Here is a 14,599-nt window from a genome sequence, read left to right on the forward strand (position 1 = left end):
GGCCTGTCAACGGATCGGAAAACGGCGTCACCGCGCCGCCGAAACCACCAGCCGGACCGGGCCGAGCAGGCCGTTGGTGACAGTGTTGAGACGGCTGAAGACGTTGTTCCACGAGCCATGTAAGACAACTGTCACCTCGTGCTCTCCGGCCGCGAGGTGATCCACGGCGAGGTCCCGCGGCGCCCAGCTCCGGCGCCCGAGCAACTCCCCGTCGAGCGTCACCTCGGCAACGCCGACACACTCCGGCAGCACGATCCGCGCCGGAGAATCCACCGGTACGTCGAACCGGAACACGTACTCCACCGGCCCGAACCCGTGCGGCATGCCGAGCGCGGGCCACGGCGTACCGATCTCCCATCGCTGCCGTGCACCGGGCTGCCGTCGCAGTCGGCCGTCGCGTACTTGGAATCTCCCGACCAGGATTGGCGGCTCCAACAACCCGTCGTCCCCGCGCAGTACCTCCCCGTCCACCCGCAGCACGTGCTTCCCCGCCACCAGCCCCGCCGCCGGAACCACGTACGTCGTGTTGTCCGGATCGAACACCGCATCCCGCCGCGGCACCATCTCCGCCCCGTCCCAGCTCACCCGTGCTCGAGGCGGCGCCGACTCCACATCCAGCACCACCCGCACCCCGTCCAGCCGCTCCCCCACCTCAACCACAAACTCAGCCCCGAACGCCGCCTGCACCGGTGCCGCACTGTGCGCCGGAAGATTCAACAACCCCTCCCCCCGATACACCCCCTCAATTGCCCAAAGCAACGAAACCGGCCCAGCTTCGAACCCCCGCACGCCATACCCGGCCAGCTCCACGGTCCCACCCTCGAGCCGAAGACAGTTCTCCCCCAGAACCCGATAAAAAGCAGGCCCAACCGGATCCAGCACCTGCTGACCGACAAGCAGCTGCTGTCCGGAGCCGGCCCCGTGGTCAGCCCCCGCTCCGAGCCGGGCGTCCCCGTGCGGGGCAGCCCCCGCTTGGAGCTCCGCGTCCGCGTGCGGGGCAGCCTCCAGCCCGGGGCCACGCCCCGCCCGGTGGGCGGCATCAGCTCGAGCGGCGGTACTGGATGGGGCGCCGGCGCTCGGCCGGCGGAGAGCGTCCGCGCGCGGAGCGGCGCTCGCGCGGGAGAGCGCGCTCGGGCGCGCCTGCGAAGCGGCGCTGGCACGGGCGAGCATGCTCGGGCGCGCCCGAGGAGCGGGCTGACCGGTCGGTGGCTGGCCGGTTGGTGGCTGGCCGGTTGGTGGCTGGTCGGTTGGTGGCTGGTTGGGGGTGGCGGCTGCCCCGTGCCACGGGTGGCCGGCGGGCTCCGCGCCGGTTGGGTGGAGGGTGAGGGTGGCTGTGGCGCGGGGTGGGAGGGTCAGTTGCCAGGTGTTGGTGGGGGTGGGGACCAGGGACAGCCGGCCGGTGGAGGGTTGGTCGAGGAGGGTGCCTGGGTGGGTGGGGAAGGTGATGGGGAGGGCGTGGTTGTGGGGGTTGACGAGGGTGAGGAGGTGGGTGCCGTCGGCGGAACGGCGGACCGACTTGATGACGGTTTCGGTGGTGGTGGCCACCGCGGTGCGGAAGGTGAGGTGGGCGTGGAACCAGTCGGCCCGGTCGTGGACGAGGTCCGCCTCGGTGCAGGGGATGCCTTTGAGGGGTAGGGGGCGGACCAGCGTGTCGGTGCCGAAGACCTGGATCGTGTTGCCGGGGTCGGGGATCGTCCAGAGTAGGGATCCGGTCGGAGCGAGGCGTTCGAGTTCGGCGTACGTCGACTCGTGAAGGGAGGCGACCGGCGGGACGACGAGGCGGGAGAACGTGTGGCCGGCGAGGGACAGGCCGTGCGGACCGGGTTCGAGGTCGGCGAGTTGTTCGCTCGGGATCATCACGATGTCGACACTGGCCGCTTCCAGGTAGTGGAAGAACGTCTCCAGCAGCGACACCTCTCCGGCCCACCGCTCGCGTTCCTCCAGCCGGTACCGCGCGAGCGACTCCTGCGGCAGCAGCACCAGCACCTCGGGATCGAAGGCGTACTCCCGCATCAGCCCGCCGAACCACTCGTGCCACTCGAACAGATCGGCCCGCCCGGCATCCAACGGGTTGAACCGCGTGTTCACCGGCGGAGCGTCGTACTTGCGCAACGACGCCGCGCTCGTCCAGGTGCTGTGGTCGATCGGCTGCAGGATGTCGTGCAGCCCGAGCCAGGCGAGGATCGTCCGCGCCTGCTGCGCGTCGTGCTGGAACCCGGTCGCCCCGAACACCTCCGCGATCATCGGCCCGCGCCCGGTCAACCACCGGGCGGACTGCACGAGCTTGATCCCCTTCGCCTGCGACCGATGGACGTCGTCCACGGTCGGCGGATTGATGACGTCGTACCCAGGCAGGTCGAAATGCGACAGTGTCCGGAACGCGTCCCCCAGCAACCGCCAGTGCCCGAGGAACGACTCCTCCCCCGGCAGGTGCCCGGTCATCCGCAAGCCGTTGGCCCGGCAGTACTCCGCGACTCGCCCGAACCAGTTCCGCTCGAGCAGCCCGCCGCACACCCGCCAGTACTCGTACCGCGCCACCTCCCACCCGGTCCCGACCGGCTCGAACAACGCGCGCAGCCGGCACCGCCACCCAGGCCCCCACAGGTCCCGCAGCTCCTTCTCGATCAGCTCGTTCCACGGGTGGTCGCACTGGTACGCGACCTCGTCCTGGAAGATCGGCACCGCCCCGCTCCCGAGGTCCCGCGCATACCGCGCGTAGCGCGCGTACACCTCGTCGAGGAACCGGTCCGTCACCTCCGGCAACGCCACATCCGGCAGCCCGGCCTCACCGTGCCGAGCCGGCACCGGTACGACGGACACCGCGAGCAGTTCCTCATCCGCGCGCACCGGCGTCTCCGGCTGGTACACGTACACGGTCGCCGTACTGACCGCGCGCTCGTGGGGCACTTGGCGGACGTTGATCGTGCACAGGTAGTCGGTCTCGAACATCTCGGCCGCCACCCACCGGTTCCGGTGCGTCCCGCACCGACCGGTCACATCCTGTATGTCGTTGCCGCGGATCCGCAACAGCGCGAGCAGGTCGTCGGCGCCGAGCTCGATGTTGCCCAGGGCATCGACCTGCGCCGGGTCGATCCGCCGGAAGGACAGCTGCCGCGCCCGCGCGCCGGCGTAGCGGGCGACGATCCGCCCGCCGTCCGCGCCGGACGGGAACGAGAACTCGTCGTAGAACCACACGTCCAGCCCACGATCGCGGGCGTGCCCAACGATCCGCTCGATCGCGTGCCAGAACTGGTCCGACCCGTACGGCACCGCGAGCCCGTCGCGCGGATGCAGGCAGACCCCGCCGTACCCCGAGGACGGCAGGGCGTCCAGGTAGGGCACGATGACGTCGTCGTCGAGCCGGCCGTTGAGCATCATCATGGCAACCGCATGCGACATCGGGCCCCACCCTTCGGAGGTTGCTACATCGGTTCGGAGGTGTTGTCCCCGGACGTGACCCAGCCGAGGTCGGCCGGCAGGCAGTGCGCGGCCTCGGCCAGGCTCGCCGCCTGCGCGGCCAGCTCGGCCAGCGGCGTCCGTACTTCGGCGGCCGAGATCGCCAGCGCGCCGACGACGGTGCCGTGCCGACCGAGTACCGGACAGGCGATCGAGCATCCGCCGCGCCCGCCGCTGGTCGCGTACCCGCGCCGGACGATCAGCTCGAGCTCCGCGTCCAGGTCGTCCACCCCGTCCACCGCCGGAAGCGTGCCGCGGGCAACGATCTCGTCGCGGACCGACGGCGACAAGTTCGCCAGGATCGCCAGCCCGGCAGCACCCGAGCTGAGCGGGTAGCTCTGCCCGGTCAGCGGCGAGTAGCTGAGGTCGTGCAGGCTCAATCGGTGCGCGACGCAGGTGAACCGGTCGCCCTGCCGGATCGAGTAGCTCGCGCTCTCACCGGTCAGCTCGACCAGTTCCTCGAGCACCGGCGCGAGCAGCACGCGCAGGTCGGGCGTCGGTCCCCAGGCCAGGAACTGGGCGTGGTCGCCGACCACGAACCGCGCCGGTACGCCGGTCCGCGCGAGCAGCCCGCGACGCTCCAGCGTGAGCAGCAACCGGTGCACGGTGGACTTGTCGAACCCGAGCTCCGCGCTGACCTCCTGGTTGGTCAGCCCGGCCGGCGACGCCGCGATCACGGTCAGGATGTCGACGGCCTTGTCGACCGTCGAACTGCCGTACCGCTCCGCACCCGAACCTGTAGCCATCACCACACCCTTCCTTGACACCGCTCGACGCAGTCTCACATACTGCGACGCTATCAGGGTGTTGTCTCAATATCCAAGGTTGAGTTCGTCGGAAGGGTGCAGCATGCAGATGTGGCGGACGCGGCTTCGGAACGAACGGGTCCTGCTGCTGCTCGCGCTGCCGGGCATCCTGCTGGTCCTGACGTTCAACTACGTGCCGTTGATCGGCAACGTGATCGCATTCAAGGACTACCAGCCGTTCCTCGGGATCTCGGAGTCCGACTGGGTCGGGCTGTCGAACTTCTCGGTGCTGTTCAACGGCGATCCGGCGTTCCTGCAGGCGTTGTGGAACACGCTGATCATCAGCGCGCTGCAGGTGTTCTTCGCGTTCCCGGCACCGATCTGCATCGCGCTGATCCTGAACAGCCTGCTGTCCGAGCGTTTCAAGAACCTCGTGCAGAGCATCCTGTACCTGCCGCACTTCCTGTCCTGGGTGATCGTCGTCGCGGTGTTCCAGCAGATGCTGGGCAACGCCGGGCTGGCGTCGACCTTCCTGCAGGCGCACGGCGGCTCCGGCCTGCACCTGATCGGCAACGTCAGCCTGTTCAAGGAGCTGCTGACCGCCCAGGTCATCTGGAAGGAGACCGGGTGGGGCACGATCTTGTTCCTCGCCGCGCTGTCCCGGATCGACCTGCACCTGTACGAAGCGTCCGCGGTCGACGGCGCGTCCCGGATGCGGCAGCTGTGGCACGTCACGCTGCCGGGCATCCGGCCGGTGATCATCCTGCTGCTGATCCTGCGGCTCGGCGACGTCCTCAGCGTCGGGTTCGAGCAGATCGTGTTGCAGCAGTCGGCCGTCGGCGCGCGGGCCAGCGAAGTACTCGACACGTACGTCTACAACAACGGCATCCTCGCCGGTAACTGGGGCGTCGCCGCGGCAGTGGGCCTGGTCAAAGGCCTGCTCGGGCTCGTCCTCGTCCTGGCCGCGAACCGCGTGGCCCACCTGTTCGGCGAACGAGGGGTCTACCAGTCGTGACCACATCAGCCGTCCCCCGTTGGGCCGGGGCCCGCAGCGCCGGCCGCACGCTTCACCAGGGCGTGCGGCCGGCCGGCCCGGTCTCCCGCGGCCTCAAGGGACTCCTGCTCACCCTGTGCTGTCTCGTCGTGGTCGGGCCGTTCCTGGCCATCATCTCGACCAGCTTCGCGAGCAACGCCCAGGTCAACCACGCCGGCGGCCTCGTGCTGTGGCCGACGCATCCGACGTTCGCGGCGTACAAGCAGCTGCTCTCCGGTGGCGTCGTCACGCGGGCGTTATTCGTCTCGCTGGGCGTCACGGCGGTCGGTACGGCGTTGTCGCTGGCCTGTACGACGGCACTCGCCTACGCCCTCGCGCGGATGAAGTCCGTGCTCGGCAAGCCGTTGCTGCTGGTCATCCTGTTCACGCTGTTCTTCACGCCGGGCATCATCCCGTCGTACCTGATGGTGAAACAGCTGCATCTGCTGAACTCCTACTGGTCGCTGATCCTCCCGGTGCTGGTCAGCGGGTTCAACGTGATCGTGATGCGGGCGTTCTTCCTGGAGCTCCCGCAGGAGATCCTGGACGCGGCGCACATCGACGGCGCCGGCGAGGTGGCCACGCTGGTCCGCGTCGTACTGCCGCTGTCGAAGGCGATCCTGGCGGTGATCGGCCTGTTCTACGCGGTCGGGTACTGGAACTCGTTCTTCACCGCGCTGCTGTACCTCAACGACACCAAGAAGTGGCCGCTGCAGCTGATCCTGCGGACGTACGTCGTGACCGGCGACCCGATCGGCAACGAGATCTCGAGTACGTCGTCCGCGCTGCTGCCGACCCAGCAGTCGTTGCAGATGGCGATCCTGGTGATCTCGCTGGTCCCGATCCTCGTGCTGTACCCGTTCATCCGGCGGCACTTCAGCTCCGGGTTGATGCTGGGCGCCGTCAAGGGCTGACCTAGGCTCGGGGCAGGGAGTCGTAAGGAGGACGCCATCGCGTCGTTGAAGAGCATCGCGGACGAGCTCGGGGTGTCGATCTCGACCGTCTCGCGGGCGTTCAGTCACCCGGAACTGCTGTCCCGCGAGCGCCGCGAGCAGATCCTGTCGGTCGCGAACCGGGTCGGCTACCAGCCGAACCGGACGGCCCGCGGGCTGGCGACCGGGCAGACGTCCGTGCTCGGGCTGATGGTGCCGGACATCACCAACCCGTTCTTCCCGCCGCTGGTGCGGGCCGCGGAGAACCGCGCGAACGAACGCGGATACGCGCTGATGCTCACCGACACCGACGAACACGCCGAGCGCGAACGCCTGCTGATGCGCGAGATGACCAGCCGCGTCGACGGCATCGTGGTGTGCTCGCCGCGCTCGGCGTCCGCGCCGATCAAGCAGGTCGCGGCGAACCGGCCGGTGGTGTTGGTCAACCGGACGATCCCCGGGATGACGTCGGTGACCTGCAGCGTCGACGCCGGGGTGTCGGCGCTGATGGAACACCTGAAGGAACTCGGCCATCGGCGGGTCGCGTACCTGTCCGGGCCGGCGTCGTCGTGGTCGGACAAGGACAAACGCACCTGCGTACAGCGTGCAGCGCGCCGGTTGCAGATGACGGTCGACGTGCTCGGACCGTTCCCGGCGACGTTCGAGGGCGGGCTGATCGCGGCCGAGCAGGTCGCGGCGCACCAGGTGACAGCGGCGCTCGCGTACGACGACGTGATGGCGCTCGGCACGATCCGCGGGCTGCGCGATCGCGGTCTCGACGTACCGGGGTCGGTGAGTGTGTCCGGGTGTGACGACGTGCTGTTCTCCAGCATGACCGTGCCGGGGCTGACGACGATCGCGATGCCGATGGCGCTGGCCGGCCGGACGGCGGTGGACCTGTTGCTCGACCAGCTGGAGAAGTCGGCCCACACCCAGCAGGTGGTGCTGTCCAGCAGCTTCGTCCCGCGCACCTCGACAGGACCCACCGCCTGAGCGGTGGCCGAGATCGGACATCGGGGTGGCCGCTCGTTGACATCGACCCCGTCTGCTTCGAGCCTGGGTCTATGCAAGCGCTTGCAAAGATTGCAGCTACACCGTGCACCGCAGGCAGTGTCGAGGACCTGCTGGCCGAGCGGACCGGCACCCGGTTCGCGATCACGACCCGGGCCGAAGGCGCCGCGCGCCGGCTGGCCGTGGCCGCGCTCGAGCTCCGCGCCGGCGACGAGGTGGTGATCGCCCCGGGGACCGCCCGCGACGTCTTGGCGAGCATCCTGGACGACGGTGCCCGCCCGGTCTTCGCCGACGTCGCGCCGCTCGACGGATGCCTCACCCCCGCGTCCGTGGCCGCCGTACTCACCCCGGCCACCCGGGCGGTCGTCGTACCGCATCCGCACGGGGCCGGCGCCCCCGTCGCCCATCTGGTCCGCGACCAGGGGATCCGGATCGTCGAGGACGGGACGGACGCGTTCCTGGCCGCGACGCCCGACGGGCGGCCGGTGGGAAGCACCGGTGACCTCGGGTTCTTCGTGTTCCCCGCCGACGGGTACGGCGTCGTCGTGACGAACGATCGTGCCGTGGCAGACCGGGTCCGGCGGCTGCGCGACCGGCCCGCGCTCGGCCTCGTTGCCGGACAGCGGCGGACGCTGACCGACGACGAGGCCGACGTACTGCGGTGCCGGGTCGAGGCGGCGGAGGACCAGGTGGCGCTCCGGCGGATGGTCGCCGAACGGCTGCGGGCCGAGCTGTCCGGCCTGCCCGGGCTCACCTTCCCCGGCGACCTCGCGCGGCACGCCCTGCCGGTACTGCCGCTGCTGATCGACCCCCGAGTCGTCGGTGCCGGCAACGGCGACTACGCCGCCGCACTGACCGCGGCGGGGGTGCCCGCGAGCGTCTGCACGCAGCCGCTGTACCGCGTTCCCGGCACCGGCAGCTGCTTGCGCCGCACCCAGCCGCGGGTGCAGTACGGACCGGGCCGGTGCCCGATCGCCGAGGACCGTGCCGCCCGCACGCTGGTGCTCCTGCACTGGGGACCGGACCCGGCCGACCTCGCCCGCGGGATCCGCGCGGCGCACCGCCAGCTGACCTGACAACACTGCAAGCGCTCGCATAATTCTTGCATTCTCGGAGGAACTCTTGAACATGCCCGACTCCACCTTCGACGTCGACGAACTGACCGTCGAGGTGCACCCGAGCGAGGCCGACGCCGGTCGCGCCGCCGCCGGCTTCACCGCCGCGACCATCACCGCGGCCGTCCGGGCCCGCGGTACGGCGCGGGTCGTGATGGCGACCGGCAACTCGCAGCTGGCGTTCGTCCGCGCACTCGCGGACGAGGACATCCCGTGGGACCGCGTGACGGTCTTCCACATGGACGAGTACATCGGCCTCGACGACCAGCACCCGGCGTCCTTCCGGCGCTGGATCCGCGAGCAGATCGCGGTCCGGCTCCAGCCGGCGCGCGTCGAGTACATCGAGCCGGACCAGGACGACCCGGAGCGCGAGTGCCGACGGTACGAGGAACTGCTGCGGTCCGCTCCACTCGACCTGACCTGCATGGGGATCGGCGAGAACGGCCACCTGGCGTTCAACGAGCCCGGCGTCGCGGACTTCGCCGACGACCGTTGGACAAGGGTCATCGAGCTCACCCCGGAGTCCCGCGAGCAGCAGGTGAACGAAGGGCATTTCCCGGCCGTCGACGCCGTACCCCCGACGGCCATCTCGGTCACGATCCCCGGGTTGCTCTCGGCAACCGTCGTCCAGGTCGTCGTCCCCGAGCAGCGCAAGGCCGCGGCCGTCGCGCGGGCCCTCAACGGGCCGGTCGACACCTCCTGCCCGGCGTCGATCCTGCAGCGGCACGCACACGCCCGGCTGTTCCTCGACGAAAGCTCGGCATCGCTGGTTACTCCCGGTTAAACTCGGGGCCACGCCCAGCTATTCGTTCTGGAGGTTGGGATGGCGACGCCGCAGGGATGGGTGCCGGTCGAGCACCGCTTGCTCGGGCTGGATCGGCGGACGTTCGCGGCCGGGTTCACCGCGCTCGCGGTGGCGTTGCTGCTGATCTACGGGTTCCAGGGGCTGAACGCCGCGATCCCGTGGCACAACGAGATCCGGGCCGGGCAGGTGCTCGACCTCGGCAACGGCGCCACCGCCGTACCGCCGGTCGGCTGGCAGCTCGAACACGGCACGCTGGTCGGCGGCGCCGGGGCCTCCGCGACGAACCTGCAGGTCGTGCTGGCGTCCGGCGGCGCCACGATCGAGCTCGACGGGACGACGTACGACGGCGACGCCCAGGCGTTCCTCGATCAGGTACGGCGCTCCGAGGGCGACTCGGTCACCGTCCGCGGCGCGCGCGGATCGCTGACGACCGAGACCGGCCTGACCGGCGTCGTCCAGAGCAGCACCGGCCCGGGCGGCGACGCGGTCGACGTCGCGTTCAAGATGGCCGTCGGTACGCCGGACCAGGTCGCCGCGGCGCCCGCGCTGCTCGTCCAGATCCGGACCGCGGCCGGCCAGTTCGAGCGGTACCGCGAACAGGTCGACGCCCTGCTCCGCAGCATCAAGCCGGGGGCGGCGCAGTGACCCCGCAGCAGGAGGCGATCGCCGAGTCCGGGTGGGGGCAGCCGTTCCGGTTCCTGCAGCCGCACAACGTCGCGTTCTGGGTCTACCTGTTCGGTGTCGGCAGCGGCGCGCTGACGATGTGGCGGTACTTCTCCACCGGCGCCGAGTTCTACCAGGCCGCCCTGACCGGTGGCGTGATCCTGTTCGGGCTGTACCTCGTACCGTGGCTGATCCTGCTGCAGCGGCACAACCGGTTCACCGCGCAGCCCGCGGCGCTGCTCGCCACCGGTTTCGTCTGGGGCGGGGTCGCGGCGACGTTCTGGATCGCGTTGCCCGCCAACAGCGCGCTGCTGGAGATCTGGACCAAGCTCGGCGGTACGTCGTTCGCGACCAACTGGGCGGCCGGTCTGACCGCGCCGATCAACGAGGAGTTCGCGAAGGCGCTCGGCCTGGTGCTGCTGATCGGGCTGGCGCCGCGACTGGTGCGGAGCGCGTACGACGGGTTCATCATCGGCGCGTTCGTCGGCCTCGGCTTCCAGGTCTTCGAGGACCTGCTGTACGTGTACAACGGCGCCACCCAGGTGTACGGCGTCGACCAGTTCGCGTCGTCGCTGCGGGTGTTCGTGGTCCGCGGCGCGGCCGGGATCGTCTCGCACGCGATGTTCAGCGCGATCTTCTGCGCGGGCCTGATGTGGGTGCTCGGGCGCAGCGGTGAACGCCGGGTGCTGCGCGGCGTACTGACGATGCTGATGGCGATGTTCTTCCACTTCGCGTGGGACGACATGGGCGGCCTCAGCGGCGGCAGTTCGTTCGCGGTGGTGCTGCCGTTCCTGATCGCGGCGGTCGAGCTGACGGCGCTCTTCTACGTACTGCGGCACGCCGCGTCGCAGGAACGCGCCTGGATGCGGGACCTGCTCGCGCCGGAGGTCGAGTCCGGCGTACTGGATCCGGCGCTGCTCGACGCCGTGAGCGGCCTGCGCCGGGATCGGCGGAAGTACCGCAAGCAACTGCACAGCCGCTCGAAGGCGCGCCACCGACTGGACGCCGCGAGCGACCTGGCCCAGGAGATCGCCCGCGCCGGCGGCGCCGACTCCCCCGGCGTCGACCACGCCCGCTCCGAACTGGCCCGCATCCACAGCACGAGGTAGAGCTCGTCAGGCCGGGACCGGTGTGGTCAGGCGGCCGTCGTCCATCGTCACGGTCCGGTCGACGAGGTGCAGGTGCTGCAGGTCGTGGGTGACCATGACCGTGGCGACCTGCTGTTCGTGCGTGATGTCGCGGAGCAGCCGGACGACGGCCTCGCCGCGGGTGTGGTCGAGGGCCGAGGTCGGCTCGTCCACCAGGAGCAGGGCGGGGTTGCCCATCAGGGCCCGGGCGACCCCGATCCGCTGGCGTTCGCCGCCGGACAGTTCCTGCGGCTGCTTGCGGGCCTTCGCCCCGAGCCCGACCCGGTCGAGCAGCTCGCGCGCGCGGGCTTCCGCCGTACGGCGGGACGTTCCGGCGACGTGGGCGACCAGCAGCAGCTGGTCGAGGGCCGTCAGCGAGGCGAGCAGGTTCGCCTGCTGGAACACGAAGCCGATCCGCTCGCGCCGGAGCCGGTCGCGGCCCTGCTGGTCGAGCGCGGTGACGTCGGTGGACTCGAGTACGACGGTCCCGTGCTCCGGCGTCGTCAACGCACCGGCCACCGCGAGCAGGCTGGACTTCCCGGAACCGGACGGCCCGGTCACCGCGACGAACTCGCCAGGCTCGACCCGCAGGTCGACGGAGTCGAGGGCGACCAGGCGACGGTCACCGTCCGGGTACGTCAGCCGTACGTCGGTGAGCGTGAGGGTCATCGGGCTGCTCCCAAAGCAGTGAGGGGGTCGGCAGTGCTGACCCGGCGGACGGAGAAGGCGGCGCCCAAGGCACCGGTGACGATCACGGCCACGAGCGGGATCCCGATCGTGGCGACGTCCAGGACGAACGGCATCACCCGGGCAGCCAGTACGCCGATGCCCGCGGCAACGACCGCGCCCACCGCGGTACCGGCGAGCAGGACGATCCCGGCCTGTCCGAGGGCATCGCGCAGCAGGTACCCGCGGCTACCGCCGATCGCCCGGACGACGGCGAGGTCGGCGCCGCGCTGCATGGTCCATACCGTGAAGAAGGCGCCGACGACCAGCGCCGAGACCACGAGCAGCAGGGCGCGCATCAACTGCAGCGAGCCTTGCTCGGAGGCGTAGCCGCCGACCGCGGCGAACGCCTGCTCGCGGCTGACCGACGTCCATCCGTCGCCGTCGCCCGGCAGCTTGCCGGTGGACGCGACCGCGGAGACGGCGTCGGTCCGCGCGATCCGCTGCCAGTCGTCGATCGGCGTGTACACAACCGGCAGGTGGTTGAACGACGTGCTGTCCACGATCGCCGCCACGGTGAATCGCTGACCGCCGAGCAGGACGGTGTCGCCGACGGAATACGACTGCGACTTCGCCAGCTCGCTGCCCAGCGCGACCTCGGCACCGGCGGGCGCCCGGCCCTGCCGGAGCGCCGGGTACAACGCGGGATCGGTGCCGAGAACAGTCACCGCGGTCGAGCGGTCGCCGGTCTGCAGCCGGGTGGTCGCGGCGCCGAGCGGATACGCGGCGCCGACACCGGGCCGGGCCGCGACCGCGGCGACGGTGTCGGCCGGAAGGTTGCTGGTGGCAAAGGAAATCTGCTGCCCGGCGGCCGGGCGCTGGAAGCTGACCGCGTCGACCGGCAGCGCCGACACCGCGGACACGCTGGCCGCGCCGAGCCCGGCGGTCAGCCCGGTCAACAGGACGACCATGGCGGTCATCAGCGCGATGATCGAGCCGAGCAGGACGAATCGCCCGCGGGCGAATCGAAGGTCACGAACTGCGATGAACATGTCTCCAGCGTGGCCGCCCGGACGCCCGCGCACATCGGACGGCCGATGGGCGTTCCGGCGCCGAACGTGGCGGCCGGAAACCCATCGAAAGTTGGGGGTCCGGCGGTCGCCGGGCCGGTACCGTCGGAGGCGTCATGGATCGTCCCCCGCCGCAGCCCGCGGCTGTCACGCTATCGTTCCTCCGGCAGGCCGAACACGTCCTGTTCGCGGTCCTGCTGGTGGTCGGTGCCGTCCGTACGGCGCGGACCGGCGGCCACACCCTCGCCGTACTGACCGTGGTGGTCGCGGTCGCGATCTGGTACCTGCTGGGCGTCGTCCTCGCGCGCCGGGCGTCGAGCCGGGGCGTCGCGGCCGGTTGGTTCGCCGGACTCACCCTGGGGTGGGTCGTGCTCGCGGTGCTGTCGGTGGACTTCGTGTGGCTGGCGTTCGCGTTGTTCCTGCTGGCGATGCAGTTGCTGCCGCGGGCGGCCGGGCCGCCGGTGGTCGCCGTACTGACCGCCGTGGCGATCGCGGCCATCGCCGTACACGACCGGACGTTGAGTGCGCCGAGTGTGCTCGGGCCGGTGATCGGCGCGGCGGTCGCGGTCGTGATCATGACGGTCTACCGGAACCTGCGGCAGCTGGTCGCCGAGCTCACCGCGGCGCAGGACCAGCTCGCCGCCGCGCAGCGCGCAGCCGGGGTGCTCGCGGAGCGGGAACGACTCGCCGGCGAGATCCACGACACCACCACGCAGAGCGTGTCGGCGATCGTCCTGCTGCTGAAGTCCGCGCTCGGCCGCTGGCCGGACGCACCACCTGCCGCCCGCGAACAGCTGGACGCCGCGATCGACTCGGCCCAGTCGGCGCTGGAGGACACCCGCCGGACGATCCGCGCGCTGACCCCGGCGTCGCTCGCCGGACGCCCGCTCACGGACGCGCTCGGCCAGCTGGTCGAGGACGCCCGCCGCCTCGGCCTCGACACCCACCTGACCGTCGACGGTACGCCGTACCCGCTCGCCACCCCGGCCGCCGTCGCGCTGCTCCGCGCCGGGCAGGAGGCGGTCGCGAACGTCCGCGCGCACGCCGACGCCGGACACGCGGAGCTCACGCTGACCTACCACCCCGGCGCGGTCAGCCTGGACGTCGTCGACGACGGGAAGGGCTTCGACCCCGCTCGGCCGCGGTCCGGCAGCACCCGGACGGGCGTCGGGCTGGCGACCATGCGCCGCCGGCTGGAGGCCGTCGGTGGCACGCTGGTGATCGAGTCCGGTGCCGGGCAGGGCACCGCGCTCAGCGCCCGGATCCCGACCGGGGACGAACCAGCGCCGATCCTGGAGGACGTATGACCGCGGAGCCGATCCGGGTACTGATCGTCGACGATCACCCGATCGTGCGGCGTGGTCTGCGGGCGGCGCTAGCTGCGGACCCGGGGATCGAGGTGGTCGGCGAGGCGGCCACCGGCGCGGACGCCCTCACCCAGGCTGCCGCGCTCGCCCCCGGCCTCGTCCTGATGGACCTCAACCTCGGCCCCGGAACCACCGGCACCGAAGCCACTCGCCGGCTGCTCGAACTCCCGCACCCGCCGCGCGTCCTGATCCTCACCACGTACGACAGCGACGCCGACATCCTCCCGGCCATCGCCGCCGGCGCCACCGGCTACCTGCTCAAGGACACCGACCCGGACGAGCTGCTGACCGCGGTACGGCTGGCCGCCGCCGGGGAAACCGTCCTGACCCCGTCCGTCGCCAACCGCCTGGTCACCCGGGTCCGCGCCCCGGAGCGCTCCCTCACCGCCCGCGAGATCGAGATCCTCGGCATGGTCGCGGCCGGCCACTCCAACCAGGCGATCGCCCGCGCCTCGTTCATCACCGAGGCCACCGTCAAGTCCCACTTGGTCCAGGTCTTCGCCAAGCTCGGCGTCGACAGCCGCACGGCCGCCGTCGCGGAGGCACGCCGCCGCGGGATCATCGCGTGAGCGCCGTGCCGGCGTAACTGCCTCGGTTTTCAGCCGGCG

13 protein-coding genes are annotated in these 14,599 nt (G+C 71.0%); 9 read left to right on the top strand and 4 right to left on the bottom strand.

Going from position 1 to position 14,599, the window contains the following annotated elements:
- Positions 1-27 precede the first annotated feature (27 nt).
- Entirely contained in the window at positions 28-3,399 is a 3,372-nt protein-coding gene (locus ACXJJ3_RS11630; RefSeq protein ID WP_458169997.1) for a hypothetical protein, read from the bottom strand.
- Positions 3,400-3,422: 23 nt separating this feature from the next.
- On the bottom strand, positions 3,423-4,202 hold the full coding sequence (locus tag ACXJJ3_RS11635) for an IclR family transcriptional regulator (protein ID WP_458169998.1): 780 nt from the start codon (positions 4,200-4,202) through the stop codon (positions 3,423-3,425).
- 103 nt (positions 4,203-4,305) lie between these two features.
- Between ACXJJ3_RS11635 and ACXJJ3_RS11640 the strand changes: the two genes are divergently transcribed.
- The 7 genes from ACXJJ3_RS11640 (at position 4,306) to ACXJJ3_RS11670 (ending at position 10,870) form a co-directional block, all read left to right on the top strand.
- Positions 4,306-5,217, top strand: a complete 912-nt coding sequence (locus tag ACXJJ3_RS11640; RefSeq protein ID WP_458169999.1) for an ABC transporter permease — start codon at positions 4,306-4,308, stop codon at positions 5,215-5,217.
- Positions 5,214-6,149, top strand: a complete 936-nt coding sequence (locus ACXJJ3_RS11645; protein WP_458170000.1) for a carbohydrate ABC transporter permease — start codon at positions 5,214-5,216, stop codon at positions 6,147-6,149. Before ACXJJ3_RS11640 ends, ACXJJ3_RS11645 begins: the two co-directional genes overlap by 4 nt.
- Positions 6,150-6,194: 45 nt before the next feature.
- Positions 6,195-7,160 (top strand): LacI family DNA-binding transcriptional regulator, encoded by a 966-nt coding sequence (locus tag ACXJJ3_RS11650; protein ID WP_458170001.1) that lies wholly within the window; start codon positions 6,195-6,197, stop codon positions 7,158-7,160.
- 71 nt (positions 7,161-7,231) lie between these two features.
- Positions 7,232-8,254, top strand: a complete 1,023-nt coding sequence (locus tag ACXJJ3_RS11655) for a DegT/DnrJ/EryC1/StrS family aminotransferase (protein ID WP_458170002.1) — start codon at positions 7,232-7,234, stop codon at positions 8,252-8,254.
- 52 nt (positions 8,255-8,306) lie between these two features.
- Positions 8,307-9,077, top strand: a complete 771-nt coding sequence (locus ACXJJ3_RS11660; RefSeq protein WP_458170003.1) for a glucosamine-6-phosphate deaminase — start codon at positions 8,307-8,309, stop codon at positions 9,075-9,077.
- A gap of 39 nt (positions 9,078-9,116) precedes the next feature.
- On the top strand, positions 9,117-9,743 hold the full coding sequence (locus tag ACXJJ3_RS11665) for a hypothetical protein (RefSeq protein WP_458170004.1): 627 nt from the start codon (positions 9,117-9,119) through the stop codon (positions 9,741-9,743).
- Entirely contained in the window at positions 9,740-10,870 is a 1,131-nt protein-coding gene (locus ACXJJ3_RS11670; RefSeq protein WP_458170005.1) for a PrsW family intramembrane metalloprotease, read from the top strand. Before ACXJJ3_RS11665 ends, ACXJJ3_RS11670 begins: the two co-directional genes overlap by 4 nt.
- Before the next feature lie 6 nt (positions 10,871-10,876).
- Here the strand turns inward: ACXJJ3_RS11670 and ACXJJ3_RS11675 are convergent, their stop codons facing one another.
- A complete protein-coding gene (locus ACXJJ3_RS11675) occupies positions 10,877-11,557 on the bottom strand; it encodes an ABC transporter ATP-binding protein (protein WP_458170006.1) in 681 nt (226 codons plus the stop codon).
- Positions 11,554-12,606 (bottom strand): ABC transporter permease, encoded by a 1,053-nt coding sequence (locus ACXJJ3_RS11680; RefSeq protein WP_458170007.1) that lies wholly within the window; start codon positions 12,604-12,606, stop codon positions 11,554-11,556. The genes ACXJJ3_RS11675 and ACXJJ3_RS11680 overlap by 4 nt, the downstream gene beginning before the upstream one ends.
- Before the next feature lie 134 nt (positions 12,607-12,740).
- Between ACXJJ3_RS11680 and ACXJJ3_RS11685 the strand changes: the two genes are divergently transcribed.
- Together ACXJJ3_RS11685 and ACXJJ3_RS11690 are read left to right on the top strand one after the other, a co-directional pair.
- Complete coding sequence (locus ACXJJ3_RS11685; RefSeq protein WP_458170008.1) at positions 12,741-13,931, top strand: sensor histidine kinase; 1,191 nt, start codon at positions 12,741-12,743, stop codon at positions 13,929-13,931.
- Positions 13,928-14,560: a response regulator gene (locus ACXJJ3_RS11690; protein WP_458170009.1), complete on the top strand. Its 633-nt coding sequence runs from the start codon at positions 13,928-13,930 to the stop codon at positions 14,558-14,560. The genes ACXJJ3_RS11685 and ACXJJ3_RS11690 overlap by 4 nt, the downstream gene beginning before the upstream one ends.
- Positions 14,561-14,599 lie beyond the last annotated feature (39 nt).

This window comes from Kribbella sp. WER1 (assembly GCF_054189145.1).